This window comes from Herbiconiux liukaitaii, assembly GCF_041927495.1.
Classification (GTDB): domain Bacteria; phylum Actinomycetota; class Actinomycetes; order Actinomycetales; family Microbacteriaceae; genus Herbiconiux; species Herbiconiux liukaitaii.
This window is the reverse complement of record NZ_JBHFHG010000004.1, coordinates 532,686-550,585: the sequence shown is the minus strand read 5'-3', so window position 1 is coordinate 550,585 and position 17,900 is coordinate 532,686. Positions and strand designations below refer to the sequence as shown.

Annotated in this window: 18 protein-coding genes; 10 read left to right on the top strand and 8 right to left on the bottom strand. The window is 71.3% G+C overall.

The features are described from left to right. Window positions 1–41: 41 nt before the first annotated feature. Together ACEXQC_RS10195 and ACEXQC_RS10190 are read left to right on the top strand one after the other, a co-directional pair. Window positions 42–2,054: an APC family permease gene (locus tag ACEXQC_RS10195; RefSeq protein ID WP_374821263.1), complete on the top strand. Its 2,013-nt coding sequence runs from the start codon at window positions 42–44 to the stop codon at window positions 2,052–2,054. 101 nt (window positions 2,055–2,155) lie between these two features. After that, entirely contained in the window at window positions 2,156–2,356 is a 201-nt protein-coding gene (locus ACEXQC_RS10190) for a DUF3073 domain-containing protein (protein WP_374821261.1), read from the top strand. 72 nt (window positions 2,357–2,428) lie between these two features. Here the strand turns inward: ACEXQC_RS10190 and ACEXQC_RS10185 are convergent, their stop codons facing one another. After that, window positions 2,429–2,767 (bottom strand): hypothetical protein, encoded by a 339-nt coding sequence (locus tag ACEXQC_RS10185; protein WP_374821258.1) that lies wholly within the window; start codon window positions 2,765–2,767, stop codon window positions 2,429–2,431. A gap of 88 nt (window positions 2,768–2,855) precedes the next feature. Continuing rightward, window positions 2,856–3,218: a sterol carrier family protein gene (locus ACEXQC_RS10180; RefSeq protein ID WP_374821256.1), complete on the bottom strand. Its 363-nt coding sequence runs from the start codon at window positions 3,216–3,218 to the stop codon at window positions 2,856–2,858. Between the two features lie 138 nt (window positions 3,219–3,356). Here ACEXQC_RS10180 and purD point away from each other — a divergent pair, with 138 nt between their 5' ends. From purD to ACEXQC_RS10165, 3 genes are read left to right on the top strand one after another with little or no spacing between them, the layout of a single operon-like run. Beyond that, a complete protein-coding gene (gene purD, locus ACEXQC_RS10175; RefSeq protein ID WP_374821253.1) occupies window positions 3,357–4,667 on the top strand; it encodes a phosphoribosylamine--glycine ligase in 1,311 nt (436 codons plus the stop codon). Continuing rightward, the gene (locus ACEXQC_RS10170) at window positions 4,664–5,626 is read left to right on the top strand and encodes a phosphoribosylaminoimidazolesuccinocarboxamide synthase (protein ID WP_374821250.1); all 963 of its coding nucleotides are present in this window, start codon (window positions 4,664–4,666) and stop codon (window positions 5,624–5,626) included. The genes purD and ACEXQC_RS10170 overlap by 4 nt, the downstream gene beginning before the upstream one ends. A 58-nt stretch (window positions 5,627–5,684) precedes the next feature. Next, window positions 5,685–6,416 (top strand): alpha/beta fold hydrolase, encoded by a 732-nt coding sequence (locus tag ACEXQC_RS10165; protein ID WP_374821247.1) that lies wholly within the window; start codon window positions 5,685–5,687, stop codon window positions 6,414–6,416. Window positions 6,417–6,423: 7 nt separating this feature from the next. Here ACEXQC_RS10165 and ACEXQC_RS10160 read toward each other — a convergent pair whose 3' ends face one another. Next, window positions 6,424–7,089, bottom strand: coding sequence for a VOC family protein (locus tag ACEXQC_RS10160; protein ID WP_374821244.1), 666 nt, complete (start codon window positions 7,087–7,089; stop codon window positions 6,424–6,426). Between the two features lie 79 nt (window positions 7,090–7,168). Here ACEXQC_RS10160 and ACEXQC_RS10155 point away from each other — a divergent pair, with 79 nt between their 5' ends. Next, complete coding sequence (locus ACEXQC_RS10155) at window positions 7,169–8,191, top strand: helix-turn-helix domain-containing protein (RefSeq protein ID WP_374821242.1); 1,023 nt, start codon at window positions 7,169–7,171, stop codon at window positions 8,189–8,191. A gap of 26 nt (window positions 8,192–8,217) precedes the next feature. On the opposite strand, the gene ACEXQC_RS10150 is transcribed toward ACEXQC_RS10155, so the two are convergent. The 3 genes from ACEXQC_RS10150 to ACEXQC_RS10140 all read right to left on the bottom strand — a co-directional run bounded on the left by ACEXQC_RS10150 (window position 8,218) and on the right by ACEXQC_RS10140 (window position 12,210). Beyond that, window positions 8,218–8,448 carry a response regulator gene (locus ACEXQC_RS10150; RefSeq protein ID WP_374821239.1) on the bottom strand — a complete coding sequence of 77 codons (231 nt, stop codon included), beginning with the start codon at window positions 8,446–8,448 and terminating at the stop codon, window positions 8,218–8,220. A gap of 106 nt (window positions 8,449–8,554) precedes the next feature. Continuing rightward, window positions 8,555–9,673, bottom strand: coding sequence for a phosphoribosylformylglycinamidine cyclo-ligase (gene purM / locus ACEXQC_RS10145; protein WP_374821236.1), 1,119 nt, complete (start codon window positions 9,671–9,673; stop codon window positions 8,555–8,557). Window positions 9,674–9,696: 23 nt separating this feature from the next. Beyond that, complete coding sequence (locus tag ACEXQC_RS10140; protein ID WP_374821233.1) at window positions 9,697–12,210, bottom strand: cell wall-binding repeat-containing protein; 2,514 nt, start codon at window positions 12,208–12,210, stop codon at window positions 9,697–9,699. Here ACEXQC_RS10140 and ACEXQC_RS10135 point away from each other — a divergent pair. Next, window positions 12,182–12,616: a hypothetical protein gene (locus ACEXQC_RS10135; protein ID WP_374821231.1), complete on the top strand. Its 435-nt coding sequence runs from the start codon at window positions 12,182–12,184 to the stop codon at window positions 12,614–12,616. The genes ACEXQC_RS10140 and ACEXQC_RS10135 overlap by 29 nt on opposite strands. 37 nt (window positions 12,617–12,653) lie before the next feature. Here the strand turns inward: ACEXQC_RS10135 and ACEXQC_RS10130 are convergent, their stop codons facing one another. Beyond that, complete coding sequence (locus tag ACEXQC_RS10130; protein WP_374821228.1) at window positions 12,654–14,183, bottom strand: serine hydrolase; 1,530 nt, start codon at window positions 14,181–14,183, stop codon at window positions 12,654–12,656. A gap of 97 nt (window positions 14,184–14,280) precedes the next feature. Next, complete coding sequence (locus tag ACEXQC_RS10125) at window positions 14,281–15,012, bottom strand: hypothetical protein (protein WP_374821225.1); 732 nt, start codon at window positions 15,010–15,012, stop codon at window positions 14,281–14,283. Window positions 15,013–15,214: 202 nt separating this feature from the next. On the opposite strand from ACEXQC_RS10125, the gene purF reads away from it, so the two are divergent. From purF to ACEXQC_RS10110, 3 genes are read left to right on the top strand one after another with little or no spacing between them, the layout of a single operon-like run. Beyond that, window positions 15,215–16,675 carry an amidophosphoribosyltransferase gene (gene purF / locus ACEXQC_RS10120; RefSeq protein ID WP_374821222.1) on the top strand — a complete coding sequence of 487 codons (1,461 nt, stop codon included), beginning with the start codon at window positions 15,215–15,217 and terminating at the stop codon, window positions 16,673–16,675. A gap of 35 nt (window positions 16,676–16,710) precedes the next feature. Then, complete coding sequence (locus ACEXQC_RS10115; protein WP_374821219.1) at window positions 16,711–17,181, top strand: NUDIX hydrolase; 471 nt, start codon at window positions 16,711–16,713, stop codon at window positions 17,179–17,181. 38 nt (window positions 17,182–17,219) lie between these two features. Beyond that, entirely contained in the window at window positions 17,220–17,873 is a 654-nt protein-coding gene (locus ACEXQC_RS10110) for a hypothetical protein (RefSeq protein WP_374821216.1), read from the top strand. The last annotated feature ends 27 nt before the right edge of the window (window positions 17,874–17,900 follow it).

Genomic DNA, 17,900 nt, shown 5'->3' with positions numbered 1-17,900 from the left:
CCGGTTTGACAGGGGCGCGGCCGGGAGTAGTGTTCTCACTCGTGGTTCAAGAAAACCGCTCGGCGAAGCGCTGGTTGATCGGCGACCCGCTTCCCAACGAGAAGCTCGATGGTCAGCTCCTCCCCAAGCGCCTCGCCCTCCCGATCTTCGCCAGCGACCCGCTCTCCTCCGTGGCCTACGCGCCGCAGGAGCTGCTCATGATCCTCATGATCGGCGGGCTCGCGTTCCTCAGCTTCGCGCCCTGGGTGGCGGCTGCGGTCATCCTGCTGCTCCTCGTGGTGGTGGCGTCGTACCGCCAGCTCGTGAAGGCCTACCCCTCGGGCGGCGGCGACTACGAGGTGGCCCACAAGAACCTCGGCGAGAAGGCCGGCCTCGTGGTGGCCTCGGCCCTGCTCGTCGACTACGTGCTCACGGTGGCCGTCTCGGTGGCCTCCGGCGTCGACAACATCATCTCCGCCATCCCCGAGCTCAACCCCTTCCGGGTGGAGCTCGCGGTGGGCTTCGTGATCATCCTCATGGCCGTCAACCTGCGCGGGGTGCGCGAGTCGAGCAAGGCCTTCGCCATCCCCACCTACGTCTTCGTGGCGAGCGTGGCGCTCATGATCGTGATCGGCCTCGTGCGCACAGCCTTCGGCGACGCGCCGGTCGCCGAGTCGGCGGGCTTCGAGGTGCAGGCCGAGAGCCTGGGGCAGGCGGCGGTCATCCTGCTGCTGCTGCGCGCGTTCTCGAGCGGATGCTCCGCCCTCACGGGCGTCGAGGCCATCTCGAACGGCGTGCCCGCTTTCCGGGCCCCCAAGGTGCAGAACGCCCAGCGCACGCTCGTGCTCATGGGCTCGATCGCCATCTGCCTCTTCGCGGGCCTCACCGCCCTGGCGCTCATCGCCAACGTGCACTACGCCGAGAACGCGTGCCACCTCATCGGCTTCGCCAACTGCGAGACGACTCCGCAGCGCAGCCTCATCGCGCAGGTGGCCGCCGCCACCTTCGGCAACAACAGCATCATGTTCTTCGTCATCCAGGCCGCCACCGCCGCCGTGCTGCTGCTCGCGGCCAACACGGCGTTCAACGGATTCCCGCTGCTCGGATCGGTGCTCGCCAAGGACTCCTACGCCCCCAAGGCCCTGCTCACCCGCGGCGACCGCCTCGTGTTCTCGAACGGCATGATCCTCCTGGCCCTCGCGGCCACCGCCATCCTGATCGTCTACCAGGCGAGCCTCACGCAGCTCATCCAGCTCTACATCATCGGTGTCTTCGTGTCGTTCACGCTCGGCCAGACGGGCATGGTGAAGCACTGGATCACGGCGCTGCGCGATCCGGAGACCCCCGCCTCGGCGCGCCCTGCCATCGTGCGCTCGCTCACCATCAACGCGATCGGCGCGGTGTTCACGGCCGTGGTGCTGATCGTGGTGACGATCACCAAGTTCACCCACGGTGCGTGGCTCGTGTTCGCCATCATGCCGGTGCTGTTCATCCTCATGATGGGTGTCAACCGCTACTACCGCGACGTGGCGACCGAGGTGGAGGTCGACCCGCTCACCACCTTCGGCTCCACCGGCGACCACGCCGTGGTGCTCGTGGGGCGCATGCAGAAGCCCGTGCTCAAGGCCCTCGACTACGCCATCGCCGCCCGGCACGACTCGATCGAGGCGGTGCACCTCTCCATCGACGACGAGCAGACCGCCAAGCTCGAGGCCGACTGGAAGGCGATGAACATCGAGGTGCCGCTCACCATCATCCAGTCGCCCTACCGCGACGTCGCCGAGCCCCTCTGCCAGTACATCGTGAAGCACCGGCAGGCGCACGGCTCCGAGGTGGTCACGGTGTACACCCCGATCTACATCGTGGGGCACTGGTGGGAATCGATGCTGCACAACCACAAGGCCCGTCGCATCCGCAAGAAGCTCATGCTCGTGCACGGCGTCACGCTCGCTCTCGTGCCGTGGCTGCTCGACTCCTCCGAGCTGCTCTACGGCCGCCGTTCCCGCCCCCTCCCGGGGCAGGAGCGCCGGGGGGAGCCGGTGCGCCCGGTACCCCGTCGCCCGCATGGCGGCTGAGAGCCTGCCGGAACCCGCGTGGTAGGCTGACCCCAGTTTTTCGTCGTTATTCGTCTCATCCGGGGGCTTGCCGCCCGGCCCGATTCGTGAGGGGGTCTCGCATGGGGCGTGGCCGTCAAAAAGCAAAGCACACGAAGGTCGCGCGCGAGCTGAAGTACTTCAGCCCCGACACGAACTATTCGGCGCTCGAGCGTGAGCTCGGTGGGGCCCAGGCCGGCGAGCCGGACTACTCCAAGTGGATCGAAGACGACGACGAGACCGACGAGGCGTACGGTCCGACCGACGAGCAGAAGCTGGCGTAAGGCCGCTCGGTCTCAGCGTTGCCGTATCGCCTGTTGCCGCATCACCTCGGGGAAGCGTGAAGCTCCCCGTCGTCAGACGTCGAGTGGGGCGTCGTGCTCTTCGACGCGTGCGGCCTGCACGGTGCGGGCTCGACGGCGGCTGACGCGATCGATCACGAGCGCGAACACGGCCGCGAGCGCCACGCAGATGGCCACGATGAAGAGGCCCGTGAAGCCGAGCACCTGCAGACGGGTGAAGTCCTCCTGCTCGGGGAACGACAGCGTCAGGGCGATCGTCACGATCACGCCCACCGCGAGGCCCACGGCCATGAAGCGGTAGTAGCGCGGCGCACGGCGCACCGTGACGGAGTCGACGGTCTCGGCCGTCGTGCGGTTGTCGGAGCTGTCGCGGAATTCGGGCTGGTCACTCACCCCTTCATTCTCCCCCACCCGCCTGGAAGCGGGATGCGCAGAACCCGCTCCATTTCGCGCATCCCCCGCCCTCCGGCCGGTGCTCCGATCAGTAGCGGATGGGCACGTGGGCCGAGAGGTCGGCGCGCTGGCCCGAGGCGCTGATGCGGGCGGCTGCGCGTCCATCGGCCCAGGTGAGGGAGCCGGTGGCGAGCTCGATCCACGTGCGCGCATCCATCTCCACCACGTTCGGCGGGGTGCCTCTGGTGTGGCCGGGGCCCTCGATGCACTGCACGGCGCCGAAGGGTGGCACCCGCACCTCCACGGAGTTCCCCTCGGCGGAGTCGGCGAGGGCCTGCAGCAGGTAGCGCACGGCGGTGGCGCGCACCTCGCGCCCCGTCCCCTCGAAGTCGGCCAGCGCCGCCCTCACGGCCGCAGCCCCCACGCCCGCGTCGATCCTCGCCTTCGCCATCCCCCCACGCTACCCGCCTCGGCGCCGCGGTGAGTCGCGCTTTTGTGTCGCTCTGGGCGGGGATCGGCGGCGGTTGACGACACGTGGGCGCGACTCGCGGTGAGGGGTGGGGGCGGGGTGGATCGGTAGGGTGGGGGCGTGAAGATTCTGGTTCTGGGCTCGGGCGCGCGGGAGCATGCCATCATCACCGCACTGCTGCGCGAGGGCGCGATCGGGCGCGACGGCGGAGTGCACGAGATCGTGGCGGCGCCGGGGAACGCCGGCATCGCGGCCGACGTGCCGATCGCCGTGGGGCTCGACGCGAACGATCCCCAGGCCGTCACCAACTACGCGATCGCCGAAGACGTGCAGTTCGTGGTGATCGGCCCCGAGGCCCCGCTCGTGGCGGGGGTGGCGGATGCGCTGCGCACGCGGGGCATCCCGGTGTTCGGTCCGGGTCGCGAGGCCGCCGCGCTCGAGGGCAGCAAGGCCTTCGCCAAGCGCATCATGGAGGCCGCGGGTGTGCCCACGGGCGGTGCCCTCACCGCGAGCACCCTCGCCGAGGCCGAGGAGGCCCTGGCGTCGTTCGGCGCTCCCTACGTGGTGAAGGCCGATGGCCTCGCCGCCGGCAAGGGCGTGCTCGTGACCGACGACCTCGAGGCCGCCACATCCCACGCCCGGCACTGGCTCGAGCACGGAGACGTGCTCATCGAGGAGTTCCTCGAGGGCGACGAGGTGTCGCTCTTCCTGATCTCCGACGGCCACTCGGTCGCCCCTCTCTCCCCCGCCCAGGACTACAAGCGCCTGCTCGACGGCGACCTGGGCCCCAACACCGGCGGCATGGGCGCCTACTCGCCGCTGCCCTGGCTGACCGAGCGCTTCGGCAGCGAGGAGGCGTTCGTCGACGAGGTCATCGACACCGTCGCCCTGCCCACCATCCGGCAGCTCGCCGCCGAGGACACCCCGTTCATCGGGCTGCTCTACTGCGGACTCATCCTCACGCCGGGCGGCATCCGGGTGATCGAGTTCAATGCGCGCTTCGGCGACCCGGAGACCCAGGTGGTGCTGCCCCGCCTCGAGACCCCGCTCTCCCGACTGCTCTTCGCCGCCGCCACGGGCACCCTCGGGCAGGAACCGCGGCCCGTCTTCAACGACGACGCCGCCATCACGGTCGTGCTCGCGAGCGAGGGCTACCCGGGCTCGCCGCTCGCCGGGCTGGAGATCACGGGCCTCGAGAGCACCGTGGGCGTCGAGGGTGTCTCGGTGATGCACGCGGCCACGGAGCGGGACGAGAGCGGGGATGCTCCGGTCATACGTGCCACGGGAGGTCGGGTGCTGAACGTGGTCGCGACCGCGCCGGGCGGCGACTTCGCGCTGGCCCGCGATCGGGCGTACGGCGTGCTCGCCGGCATCGGACTCAGCGGATCCCAGCACCGCACCGACATCGGCGCCAAGGTCGTGCCCGCATGAGCGCCGAGAACGGGCCCGCAGCGGGACAGGCAGGCGGCGCGCTCGACCTGCCCGGCTGGCGCCACATCTACAGCGGCAAGGTGCGCGACCTCTACGTGCCCGCCGACACCCCCGAGAGCGCGGGTGGCGACGCCGGTGCGGAAGGCGACGGCGGTGCGGGTGCCGCTGCGCCGGCCGCGCTGCTCGTGGTAGCGAGCGACCGCGTGAGCGCCTTCGACCATGTGCTCGAGCCCGGCATCCACGGCAAAGGCGAGCTGCTCACCACACTCAGCCGCTGGTGGTTCGACGCCCTAGCGACGGTACCCAACCACCTCGTGGCCGACGCATCCGCTCTGCCGCCGGTGCCCGCATCCGTGGCCGCCAGGTCGATGGTGGTGCGCTCGCTCGAGATGTTCCCGATCGAGTGCGTGGTGCGCGGTTACCTCTCGGGCAGCGGCTGGAAGGAGTACCAGGCCACGCAGAGCGTGTGCGGTGTGCCCCTGCCCGCCGGCCTCACCGACGGCGACCGCCTGCCGGAGCCCATCTACACCCCCGCCTACAAGGCACCGCTCGGCGAGCACGACGAGAACATCTCGTTCGAGAAGACGGTCGAGCTCGTGGGGCTCGAGGATGCGACGGCCCTGCGCGACCTCTCGCTCGACATCTACGCGCGGGCCTCGGCGATCGCGGAGGCGCGGGGCGTCATCCTCGCCGACACGAAGTTCGAGTTCGGGCGGGATGCGGCGACCGGCGAGATCACGCTCGCCGACGAGGTGCTCACGAGCGATTCGAGCCGCTACTGGGATGCCGCGGCCTACGACTCCGGGGAGCGCACGGCGAGCTTCGACAAGCAGATCGTGCGCAACTGGCTCGCGGCCAACTGGGACGGATCGGGTGTGCCGCCCACCCTGCCGCACGAGATCGTGGAGCAGACGGTGCTGCGCTACCGCGAGCTCCTCGAGCGCCTCACCGGCCAGTAGCACCCGGATCCCGGGCGGGGGCTTGGGCGGTGTCGGTGCTGCGCTGTAGCGTCTGGCCATGGATGTCGTACTGATCGCAGGGTTCTGGCTCGGGGGCGATTCGTGGAGCGAGGTGGCACCGGGCTTGCGCGCCGCCGGCTTCCGGGTGCACACGCCCACCCTGTCGGGCATGTCGTCGGTCTCCGACGACAGGAGCGAGGTCACTCTCGCCTCGCACGTCGCCGAGGTCATCGCCCTCGTCGACGAGCTGACGGCATCGGGCGGCAAGGTGGTGCTCGTGGGTCATTCCGGCGGTGGATCGGTCATCCACGCGGTGGCGGATGCGCGGCCGCACTCGGTGGCACGCGGCATCTACGTCGACAGCTGGCCCACGGCCGACGGCATGGCCATCAACGAGGAGCTCGAGGCGGTGGGGTCGGATGTGCCGCTGCCCGGCTGGGAGGTGTTCGGCGAGGCCGATCTGCGCGACCTCACCGAGCCGCTGCGGCAGCGGTTCCGCTCGGTGGCGGTGCCGGAGCCGGTGGGGGTGGCGCGGTCGCCGCAGCGCCTGTCGGATCCGGCGCGGTTCGACGTGCCCATCACGCTCATCGCCAGCACGTTCACCCGGGCGGAGCTCGACGAGTACACGGCGTCGGGGCATCCGCTGTTCGCCGAGCTGCCGTCGATCCGTTCGGTGGAGGTCGTCGAGCTCCCCACCGGACACTGGCCGCAGTTCACCAAGCCGAAGGAGCTCACCCGAGCCATAGCCGAGGCCGCAGGGGGCGCGGACACCGGCGACCGCGTCGAGTGATGGTGGTTCAGGCCTGGGTGGCGGCCCACTCCGCCACGCGGCGGGCGCTCTCCTCGGGTGAGAGGTATTCGACTCGGGTCATGATCGACCACCGCACGCCGAACGCGTCGAGCACCGAGGCGAAGCGGTCTCCCGAGACGAACGTGGCCGGGTGCTCGCGCACCGTCGCTCCCGCCGCCTCTGCCGCTGCGGTGACGGCATCGACGTCGGGCACGTACAGAGCGAGGGAGTACGGGTGCCCAGCCGCTGGATCGAGGGCCACGAGTCCGTACTCGGCCAGCGGATCGCTGAGCGTCAGCATCCCGGTGCCGAAGTCGAGCACAGCGTGCGCCACGAGCTCCGCCTGCGCGACGCCCCCAGCGGCCACGGTGGTGGCGGTCTCGGGAGCGCCGGAGACGGCAGCGGAGGCATCCGAATCAACATCGGCGGGTGGGGTGGGTGACGGGAAGCGGGTGACGTCTAGGACGACGGCGCCGAAGACGTCGCGGTAGAAGTCCAGGGCGGCGGCCGCCGGGCTCACCACGAGGTGGGGAGTCAGCGAGGTGTAGCCGTGCGGGATGCCGTTGGTGGTGTGCTCCCCGTCGGCGGCACGCGGAGCGGGTGCGGGGGTACCGGCGGGCTCGGCGGGGGTGGCGGGAGGGGATGAGGTGGCGGCTTCGTTTTCTGAGGACATGACGCCAGGGTAGGGAGTGCGAACGGCGGCGTCTTGAACTTCTGCGACAACCGGTCGCAGGCGCGGAGGAGGGCGGGCGATGGAGCGGGAATCGACGCACGCAGCGGAGGCACACGCAGCGAAGGCGCAGGTCGCGGAGGCGCAGGTGGCGGAGGCGCACGCATCGAAGGGGCACTTGAATCCGGGGGCGGTCGGGGTGGAGTTCGATCGGTTCGGGCTGGGGCCGGGGCTCTCCGAGCTCGTGCGGCACGTCTGGGCCGTGCGGTGGGACGTGCCCGCCGGCGAGACCCGCCCCCAGCGCATGCTCACCTACCCCGCGTTCAACGTGGTGATGCAGCCGGAGGGCACGACGCTCGCCGCACCGGATCCGAAGCTCGCCGTGGTGACGCTCACCGGGCGCTCATGGGCCGTCGGCATCCTCTTCCGGCCCGCAGCCGGGCCACTCCTCGCGGGCGACACGCACCCGAGCGAACTGCTGGGCAGGGAGGTCCCGTACCCGAGCGATCAGGATGCGGATGCAGCATCCGCGGTCGTCGCAGCTGCTGCGGTCGCCAGCGCGATGGAGCTCGCAATGGCGGCGAGCAGTGCTACCGGGGCCGCCGGGGCGACCAGGGCAACCGGGGAGTCTGGAGCAGCCAGGGCTGGCCGGGCGTCCGGAGCAGCCGGGGCTGGCGGGGCGGCCGGCGGGATCGGGGAGGTCGGACGGCGGCGGGTGGTGGCCGCACTGCGGGGGTGGCTGCTGCCGGTGGCCGGGCGCGTCGGTGAGCGCGGGCGGCTGATGAACCGGGTGGGCGAGCTGGCCGAGACCGACCGCGGGATCCTGCGATCCGCTGATCTGGCCGAACGTGCGGGGATCGGCGTGCGGGCGCTCGAACGACTCGTGGCCGAGCACGTGGGGGTGACGCCGAAGTGGCTCATCGAGTGCCGACGACTGCAGGAGGCCGCGACCACGCTCTACGCGCAACCGCAGACCGACCTCAGCGCTCTGGCTGCCGAACTCGGGTACGCCGATTACCCGCACTTCTCCCGGCGCTACAGCAGCCTGCTGGGCGAGACCCCCGATGAGACCCGCCGCGCCTCACCCCACCGACCAGCGGGGTGAGGCGGCTCAGGCGGATCCGAAGGGAATCAGTCTTCGTTGTAGGTGCCCTCGTTGAGGATCTCGGAGACCTCGGTGAAGCGGTACTGCGCGGTGGGCGGGCCGTCGACGGCCTCGGCCTCGTCGGCAGGGACGAGGCGGTAGACGAGCTGGCCCTCGCTGTAGGGCAGCACGAGCTCCTCGGGTGCTCCGTCGTCGAGCGGGATGATCTGGGCGTCGAGCGGGCCGCCCGACAGGTGCGCAAGTGCAGGTGTAGTCATGCAGACAGGCTACTCGCCTCCCCTGACACCGGCTCGATCGCCCCCGGCGCGCTCTGGCGTGCCGTCGCGCCTGAGGGTCGGCCCGCGCTTGCGAGACCCCCTGCGCTTACGCGGTCGCGTACGACGAGACGAGACGCACGGCGCCGCCGTCCACGCCCTTGGCCCCCTGCTCGAAGCCCTCGGCCGCGAGCGACGCCGCCGACCGGCCCAACAGCGAGACCGTCCCCACCTGCCAGGTGCGGATCCCCTCGGCCGCGATGGCCGCCGTCACAGCGGCCGCCGACGACGCCGACACCACCGCGAAGAACCCCACACCGAGGTTCCAGGTGCCCTCCGACGACTCGAGCGTCGACCCCGCGAGCGACGACAGCACCCGGAAGACGGGCGCGGGCGACCAGGTGGAGCGGTCGACCTCGACCCACGATCCGCGCGGCAGCACCCGCGCGAGGTTCGCCGCGATCCCACCACCCGTCACGTGCGAGAGCGAGTGGATGGCGCCGCTCAGCGCCGGATCCGCGAGCACGCGCACGAGCGGCCCGGTGTAGAGGCGCGTCGGCTCGAGCAGCACCTCGCCCACGACCCCGCCGAGCTCGGCCGACTCGTCGGCGTATCCGAGACCGGCCTCGGCGAGGATGTGCCGCACGAGCGAGAACCCGTTGGAGTGCAGCCCCGAGGATTCGAGGGCCAGCACCACGTCTCCGTCGACCACGCGCTCGGCACCGAGCACCGCATCCGCCTCGACCGCGCCCACGGCGGCCCCGGCCACGTCGTAGTCGTCGGGAGCCATGACGCCGGGGTGCTCGGCGGTCTCCCCGCCCACGAGGGCGGTGCCGGTCTCGGAGCAGGCCCGCGCGATGCCGGCCACGATCGTGGCGATGCGCTCGGGCACCACCCGCCCGCACGCGATGTAGTCGGTCATGAAGAGCGGCTTGGCGCCCACCACCACGATGTCGTCGACCACCATGCCCACGAGGTCCTGGCCGATGGTGTCGTGCTTGTCGAGCGCCTGGGCGATGGCGATCTTGGTGCCCACGCCGTCCGTCGAGGTCGCGAGAAGCGGATGCTTGTACCCGAGCAGCGCCGAGGCGTCGAAGAGCCCCGCGAACCCGCCGACACCCCCGAGCACCTCGGGGCCGTGGGTGCGCTGCACGGCCGCCTTCATCAGTTCGACCGCGCGGTCGCCCGCCTCGGTGTCGACTCCGGCTGCGGCATAGCTGTTGCTCATGCGTCCATTGTGGCGCACGGCGATCACCCCGCGCAGGGCACGAGGCCGGCGACCTGCGCGGTGAGCGAGGCGGGCCCGCCGAGCAGCACCACGTTCGAGGCCCCGAGGCGTGCGAGATCGGTGATGACCCCGCGCGGCACGCAGTCGCCGGGCACGACGTAGAGGGGAGCATCACCGGCCGCAGCCAGGACCCCTCCGGAGAGCGCATCCGGGAAGGTCTGACCGGTCGCGAGGTAGACCGTCTCGGCCGAGGCGAACGAATCCCGGTTGAGGTTGAGGGATGCCTCGTAACGGTCTGCGCCGTCGATGCGCGTGACGGTGGCGGGGATGCCTCCGGCGAGCGCGGCCTGCACACCCTCGCTCACCGAGTTCCTGCCTCCCACGAGGGTGAGGGAGGTCGTGCCGAGCGTGCGGAAGATGTCGATGGTCGCCGCATCCACCCCGCCCGATGGAGTGCCCGTGCCGTGCACGAGCACGACGGGCTCCCCGCGCGAACCCGCGGCGGCGCCGGCCGAGAGGGCATCCGGGAACGTCGATCCCGTGGCGGAATAGGCGTGCGGCACCGTTCCGGCGGGGAACGCGGAGGCGACCACCGCGCGACTCGCCTCGTAGCGATCGGCGCCCGCGAGCCGCTCCACGTCGGCCGAGGGCACGAGCTGGCCGAGCGCCCTCTCGACCTCGGCGCCCACGGATGCCTGCCCACCCACGATCACGATCCGCTCGGGCTGCAGCGACGCGATCTTCGCGGCCACCCGATCCGGCACCCGATCGGGCAGCACCAGCAGCAGGGGCCCGCCCTCGAGGGCCGCGGCGGGGCCGGCGCTGAGCGCATCCGGGTAGTTGAGGCCCGTCGCGACGTACACCACGGGGGCTGTGGCCGGTGTGGGGAACGCCTTCTCGGCGACGGCGACCGAGACCTCGAAGCGATCGGCACCCTGGATGCGCGAGACGGTGGGGCGGGTGAGGGAGAAGGTGCCGGAGACCGTCGTCGACGTCGATGCCCCGGATGCGTAGACGGCGGTCGCCGTGTAGGTGTGGGGGCCGGCCGGGAGGTCGACGAGGTCGGCTCGCCAGGTGCCGTCGCTCTGCACGGGGGCGGTGAGGCTGCGGGATCCGTCGATCGTGATGCGCACGGTGTGGCGCACGTCGCCGTCCCGCACGGTGCCGGAGAGGGCGGAACCGAGCGGCACGGTGGCGCCCGGCGCGGGCGACGAGACCACGGGTGCGGCGACCTGCACCGAGAGCTCCCAGTCGGTCTGGGAGGCCACGACCGAGCCGTAGCCGGAGCGGGCGGTCATGGGGAAGGTGCCGGAGAAGCAGGGGCCTGTGCAGGTGCTCGAGCCTGTGCCGGTGCCGCCACTTTCGCCGCAAGCGGTGAAGGTGCCGTTGGAGATCAGCCCGATGGCGTAGGGGCCCGAGACCACGGCGCCGCCGCTGTCGCCGCGCAGGGCGCACATGTCGGAGAGGTAGCTGTTGACCACGACCACCTCGCTGCCGCTCTGCACGTTCACTCGGGCGTCGACCTGCTCGACGGTGCCGCAGGTCCAGCCCGTGGTGCGGCCGGACTTGCAGATGGGCTGGCCCACGATGGCGCGGGAGTAGTCGCGCACGGCCTGAGGGGTGCCCGCGGTGACGGGGGCGTCGTTGGCGCCGTCGCCCCAGGTGCCCACGGCGGCGACGGGGGTGACTGCGGCGGTGTCGAGGGCGATGCGGCCCGAGTCGAGCTCGTTGCCGAGCGAGTAGGTGGAGCGGAGGGGCGCGCCGATCACGGATCCGACCTCGAGCGCGTTGGGCTTGCTCTGGGGCATCAGGTAGGCGCGGGAGTAGTCGCGGTCGGCGCGGAGGTTGCAGTGGCCGGCGGTGAGCGCCTGGGGGCGGGCGGTGGCACGGTCGATGCCGTTGAACGCGAACGAGCAGAGGTACAGGCTCGCGCCGTCGGCGTACGCGTACCCCTGCCCACCCACGAGCGCCTGCGGCCCGGCGGCCAGCGCCCCGGCCTCCGCCGCTGTCTCCACTTCTGCCTCCGCCGCCGGCGCGGACTCGGCCTCCGCCCCCGGCGCGACCTCCGTCGGCGGGTCGGCGACCGGCATCGGGTCGGCGGCCGGCGTCGGGTCGGCGGTCGGCGTCGGATCGGCGGCTGGCGGATCCACATCGGCCACCTGCGGCTGGGGCTGCGCGTCGGCGAGGAACTGCGCGGGCTCGGTCTGCTCGAAGGGCGGGGGATCGCCGAGCTCCGCGGTGGCGTTGACGGCCTCGACGGCCTGCACGGTCTCGGCGGAGGCGCCCTCGGGCAGATTCACCACGAGCGACGTGCCGTCGAGGCGGGAGCCCACGACCTCCACCCCGGCCGCCTCGAGCCCGTCGACCACGTCGACCGCAGCGGCGGCGGCATCGGCCCGGGCGAGGTACTCGGCGGGAGCGACGCCGAGGTCGTCCTCGAGAGCGGATGCGAGGTCCGCAGGAATCGCAGCGGCCTCGACCCCATAGGAACGAGCGTCATACTCCCCCATGACGACCGGCACCGCCCCGCCATCCACGCTGGGAGTCGACGCCGCGGAGCTGGAATCGGAGGTGACGGTGGTGTCGGAGGTGGCGGTGGGGTCGGAGGCGTTCGCAGTCGCGGCGGGGCCGATCGACGCCGCTGCGTTCGCCGCCGGAGAAAGCGCCTGCGCGGTCGCCGGAGCGACGGATGCTCCCACCAGCGCGACCACGGCCCCCACCACGAGCGCCGCGCGCCGCACCGCACGCACGGCGCTGCGCTTCGACGCGCTGCTGGTCGACGCACTGCGGTTCGGCGCGGTGTGGGCGGGCGCAGTGTGGATCGGCGCGGTGCGGCCACGCGGTGGGGTGCGGTGGTGGTGCAACACGTGGGCCTCCCGGGCGTTCGACCGGGCGATCCGTCTCGGAGCCGGCGACTCCGCGGCTCGGTCCGCCTCATCCTAACCAGCCACGGAGGGCGCCCGCCCGGCCGACCGGGGCGTCAGCCGGCGGCTAGGAGGGCTACCGCGTCTTCGACCTGGCCGAAGAAGGTGGAGGTGTCGGCGAGGTCGGTCGGAGTGAGGGTCTCGCCCTGGATGGAGATGACGAAGGCCTTGCCGTCCGACTCGCGCTCGAGGTACCACGACCCGGCCAGCACGCCGATCGAGCTCCCGCCCTTGAACGCCACCGTCGACCACTCCTCGCCGATCGCCCCCAGCCCGGGGTTCTCGGCCAGGATCTCCCCCACCGGCGCACCCGCATCCGTCGCCGCCCTCTGCTGCAATGCGACGTGCGCGGCCACGAGATCGTCGGCGGAGGTGAACCAGTCGAGCCCGAGCTGCCACACGGAGTCGGTCAGATCGGTCGGCTCCACGGTCACGGCTCCGCCGGGGAGCGCGTCGACGATGGCCTGGCGCTCGGCCTCGTCACCCTCGCTCCAGCGCTCGCGGATGTCGGCGCGCGACTCGGCCTCCCCGGCCTCGGAGTCCGCACCGGCACCGGCGGTACCGCCCTCGCCCTGCGACCCCCAGCCGAGCTGGAACAGCCCGCGCGTGGTGATCAGGGGCGAGTTGAGCGAAGGATTGTGGTGACCCATGTCGGCGAACGCCGCCTCCACAGCCTCCGGTCCGACCGTGGCGATGAGGAGGTCGGTGGCCGTGTTGTCGCTGATCGAGATCATCTTGCCCGCGGCCTCGCGCAAGGTGACGGTGGTGCCGCTGGGCTCGTCCTGCAGCACACCGGAGGGGAGGCTCTTGATGTCGTCGGTGATGGTGAGCGGGGTCTCCCAGGTGAGGGTGCCGGCCGCGACCGCGTCGGCGACCGCTCCGAGCACGTAGAGCTTGAACATGGAGCCGGAGGGGTGGACTGCGGTGGGATCGCCGGTCTCGAGCAGGCGCTCGCCCACGAGGTCCGCCGCCTCGGGGTCGACCTCCGTGACGACCATCGTGGTGTCGGCCGCGAACGACTCCACGGCCTCCTCGAGCTCCTCCCACGACGTCGCCGCCACGCGGTCGGCGGCCGACGGCGTGAACAGCAGCCCCGACACGAGCCCCTCCGCGTCGACCACGATCTGCATGTCGAGCGCATCTCCTTCGGCGGGGCGCAGGGTGATGACCGCTTGCGTGCCCGCATCCTCGACCTCGTCGACCCGCCACGGGCCCTGCTCCTGCAGCTGCTCGATCCCCTGTCGGAGCACCGAGACGCTCACCTCCTCGGTCATCTGCGCCGTGAAGCGCTCCGAGATGCCTGCGTCGATGTCGATGGCCTCGATGTCACCGTTGAGGGCGTCGAGCAGCCAGGCGGCCTGCGTGCCGAGCGGCGAATCGGGCAGGGCGGCGGCCTCGGCGGCGGGCTGCGCGGTCGAGCTGCTCACGGCACTGTTCGTGGCGGGCGAGCACCCGGTGAGCGCGGCACCCGTGAGCGTGAGCACGGCCACGAGAGCGGTCGCCGACGCTGCGACGGATGCGCGACTGCGCCGGCCTCGCCGGTTCCGCGTGATCTGGGGCGAGTTCGGGATGCGCGTGAAGTCCATGCTCCAAGCCTCGCCATTTACCCCGGCATAAACATCCGGCCAGGGGCTGACGCCGCTCCCCCTACAGGCGGAGAGACCGGCCGACCGGGTGGTGAGCTCAGCCGGCGGGTGCCGGGGCGGGGCGGGTCCAGCAGCCGGCCTGAGCCGCGAAGGCCGTGACGAGGGCCTCGACCGACTCCGGGGCGGGAGGTTCGGCCGCCGTGCCACGGACCGTCAGCCCCACCTCGTCGCAGATCCAATCGGCCAGCACGGCATCCGGCGACGACGGAGGCGGCGCCCCGACCCCACCCGTGCCGGTCGACCCCGTACCCGTCGACCCGTCCGCAGGCGGCGCATCCGTCGACCCGGCATCCGCGTCCGTCGTGAAGACGAGCGAGGAGGCCTCGATGGCCTGCTGCCGCTGCGTGACCACCTCGGGCGAGGCGACCCCGATCTCCACCACGATCGCCACCTCCCCCGCCCCCTCAACCCGGCACAGGTACACCTGCTTCGACTGCTCGGCGGCCCCATCGATCGGCAGAGCGGATGCGTCGCCCTCGGCCACCACATACGCCGACGTGCCGATCACCTCGGTCACGAGCGCGGCGTCGAGCGTGCACGCATCCGGCTGCTCGTACGTCGAGATGCCTCCCTCGGCACCCCCGCCCACGCACCCGGCGAGCAGCACCGCCACAGCGGCCACCCCACCGGCCCCGGCCATCCGCACGCCCGCGCCCAACCGCACGCCCGAACCCAACCGCACGCCCGAACCCATCCGCACCCGACGTCGCCCACGCATCCGCACGCCCGAGCCCATCCGCACGCCCACACCCTTCGCTCCCCGAGTCATGCCCCCATCCTCACCCACCCGCCACCGGCAGGCCACCCGCAGCCCGCGCCGCGCATCCGCTCTCCGCCGACCGCCACCGCCACCGCCACCGCGCCACGCATCCACCCGCCCACCACCGCGCCGCGCATCCGCCCCACCCCACCGCACACATCCGCCCCCAGAAACGACGGGGTCGCCCTCCACGCCCGGTAGAATCGTTGCAATGTGCGGCATCGTGGGCATCGTCTCGTCAGACCCCGTCAACCAGCTCGTCTACGACTCCCTCCTGCTGCTGCAGCACCGGGGTCAGGACTCGACGGGCATCGCGACCGCCGAAGGCAGCATCTTCCACATCGTGAAGGCCAAAGGCCAGGTGCGCGAGGCGTTCCGCACGCGTGACATGCGCTCGCTGCTCGGCACCATGGGACTCGGGCACGTGCGCTACGCCACGCAGGGATCGGCCTCGCACGAGCAGGAGGCGCAGCCGTTCTACGTGAACGCGCCCTACGGCATCATCCTCGTGCACAACGGCAACCTCACGAACACGCGCGAACTCACGAGCGAGCTCTACAACATCGATCGTCGACACCTCAACACCAACTCCGACACCGAGGTGCTGCTCAACATCTTCGCCAACGAGCTGCAGTCGCAGATCACGGGCCTCTCGCTCGATCCCGAGCAGATCTTCACCGCCGTCGAGCGTGTGCACGAGCGGGTGGAGGGCTCCTACGCCACCATCGCCATGATCGCCGGCCACGGGCTGCTCGCCTTCCGCGACCCGTACGGCATCCGCCCGCTCACCATCGGCGGCCGCCTGCTCGAGAGCGGGCAGATGGAGTACGTGGTGGCCTCCGAGTCCCTCGTGATGGAGAGCCTCGGCTACGACGTGGTGCGCGACGTCGCCCCCGGCGAGGCCGTGTTCATCACCCTCGACGGCGAGCTCATCGCCAAGCAGTGCGCGCCGAACGCGCGGCTCATCCCGTGCTCGTTCGAGTACGTCTACCTCGCCCGCCCCGACTCGGTGCTCTCGGGCATCTCGGTCTACGAGGCCCGCCTGCGGCTCGGCAACTACCTCGCCGACACCGTGGCCCGCTACACGCCGATGGGCGACATCGACGTGGTCATGCCCATCCCGGATTCGTCTCGACCGGCGGCCATGCAGGTCGCCCAGAAGCTCGGTGTGGAGTACCGCGAGGGGTTCTACAAGAACCGCTACGTGGGGCGCACGTTCATCATGCCCGGCCAGGCGGCGCGCAAGAAGTCGGTGCGGCAGAAGCTCAACGCGATGTCGTCGGAGTTCAAGGGCAAGAACATCCTCATCGTCGACGACTCGATCGTGCGCGGCACGACCTCGAAGGAGATCGTCGACATGGCGCGGCAGGCGGGTGCGAACAAGGTCACGTTCGCCTCGGCCGCTCCCCCCGTGCGGTTCCCCCACGTCTACGGCATCAACATGCCGTCGCGGCACGAGCTCGTGGCGCACGACCGCAAGATCCCCGAGATCGCGGCGGCCATCGGCGCCGACCACCTCATCTACCAGGAGGTGGAGGACATGCGCGCCGCCATCACCCTCGGCTCGCCGGATGTGCACGACCTCGAGATGAGCTGCTTCACGGGCGACTACGTCACCGGATCGGTCACCCCCGAGTACCTGGCGTGGGTGGAGAAGAACCAGCTCAGCTGACTCCGCGCCCCGCGGCACGCAGATAGCATCTCCTCATGGCGACTCCCGACTTCGTTCTGGCCCTGCGCGAGAAGATCGGCCACGAGCCGCTCTGGCTGAGCGGCATCACCGCGGTGGTCACCCGCGAGAACGGCGACGTGCTGCTCGTGCGCCGCTCCGACAACGGAGCGTGGACCCCCGTGACGGGCATCATCGACCCCGGCGAGGAGCCCGCCGTGGCCGCCGCCCGCGAGGTGCTCGAGGAGGCCGACGTGGTGGCCGTGCCCACCCGCCTCGCCTGGGTGCACACCATCCCCGAGATCGTCTACGCCAACGGCGACCGCTCGCAGTACATCGATGTCACGTTCCACTTCCGCTACGTCTCGGGCGAGCCGTTCCCCGCCGACGGCGAGAACACCGAGGCCGCGTGGTTCGCGCTCGACGCGCTGCCCGCGATGTCGGACGAGATGAATGCGCGCATCCGCTACGCCCTGGGCGACGAGGTCGCGGCGCGGTTCGAGTTCTGATCATCGATAGCTGATCTTTGCTCAGCTATACTCGGGGCGTGACCTGGGATACCTTTAGCAATCTCGACGACGAGGAGCGCACCGACGCCGAGCGCCGACAGCAGAAAGAGCGCGACTTCCATCGCACCCCGACGCGGCCGCCGCGATGGATTACCCGTTTACCCCCCGCTCCCTACACCGTCCGGTTCACCTCACCGCTGGCCTGGACGATCGTCCCTGTGCTGGCCCTCGCCGCCTTCGGCACCTGGGTGCAGCACGACGTCCGCGTGCTCATTGCCGGCCTGGCCATCGCCCTCGTGATCGCGGTCCGCACCTCGATGGGCGCACACCGTATCCGCAAGCGCGATGACCGGTCGATGCTCGTGCGCGGCGGCCTGCTCGGCCGGGAGATCGACATCTGCGGGATGCGCTGGGCCCGGTGGTACCGGTCGCGCTACAGCGGCGGGATGGTGGTGCTCACCTCGCGGCAGCGATTCCATGGCGGATCCCTCTTCTTTGGCACCTTCTTCCCCGGCGTCAGCCGTCGCCGGATCGTGATCCGTTTCGCCTCCTCCTGGCGCATCCCGGCGACGCGACAGAAGGTCGTCGACGCCGCGATGATCGAGGCGATTCGCCTGCAGCTGCGCCTGGGCGGCCTCGTCGTCCGGCCCACCACGTTCGACGGCTGGATCGCCCGCGCCCCCGAAGACTGAGCCGTACGTGCTCGCGCGTAAGGAGCT

Coding starts and splice junctions, on each gene's coding strand:
- ACEXQC_RS10190 (WP_374821261.1), top strand. CDS start 2,156: ATGGGGCGTGGCCGTCAAAAAGCAAAGCACACGAAGGTCGCGCGCGAG.
- ACEXQC_RS10180 (WP_374821256.1), bottom strand. CDS start 3,218: ATGGCGAAGGCGAGGATCGACGCGGGCGTGGGGGCTGCGGCCGTGAGG.
- ACEXQC_RS10170 (WP_374821250.1), top strand. CDS start 4,664: ATGAGCGCCGAGAACGGGCCCGCAGCGGGACAGGCAGGCGGCGCGCTC.
- ACEXQC_RS10165 (WP_374821247.1), top strand. CDS start 5,685: ATGGATGTCGTACTGATCGCAGGGTTCTGGCTCGGGGGCGATTCGTGG.
- ACEXQC_RS10160 (WP_374821244.1), bottom strand. CDS start 7,089: ATGTCCTCAGAAAACGAAGCCGCCACCTCATCCCCTCCCGCCACCCCC.
- ACEXQC_RS10155 (WP_374821242.1), top strand. CDS start 7,169: ATGGAGCGGGAATCGACGCACGCAGCGGAGGCACACGCAGCGAAGGCG.
- ACEXQC_RS10150 (WP_374821239.1), bottom strand. CDS start 8,448: ATGACTACACCTGCACTTGCGCACCTGTCGGGCGGCCCGCTCGACGCC.
- purM (WP_374821236.1), bottom strand. CDS start 9,673: ATGAGCAACAGCTATGCCGCAGCCGGAGTCGACACCGAGGCGGGCGAC.
- ACEXQC_RS10135 (WP_374821231.1), top strand. CDS start 12,182: ATGACGACCGGCACCGCCCCGCCATCCACGCTGGGAGTCGACGCCGCG.
- ACEXQC_RS10130 (WP_374821228.1), bottom strand. CDS start 14,183: ATGGACTTCACGCGCATCCCGAACTCGCCCCAGATCACGCGGAACCGG.
- ACEXQC_RS10125 (WP_374821225.1), bottom strand. CDS start 15,012: ATGACTCGGGGAGCGAAGGGTGTGGGCGTGCGGATGGGCTCGGGCGTG.
- purF (WP_374821222.1), top strand. CDS start 15,215: ATGTGCGGCATCGTGGGCATCGTCTCGTCAGACCCCGTCAACCAGCTC.
- ACEXQC_RS10115 (WP_374821219.1), top strand. CDS start 16,711: ATGGCGACTCCCGACTTCGTTCTGGCCCTGCGCGAGAAGATCGGCCAC.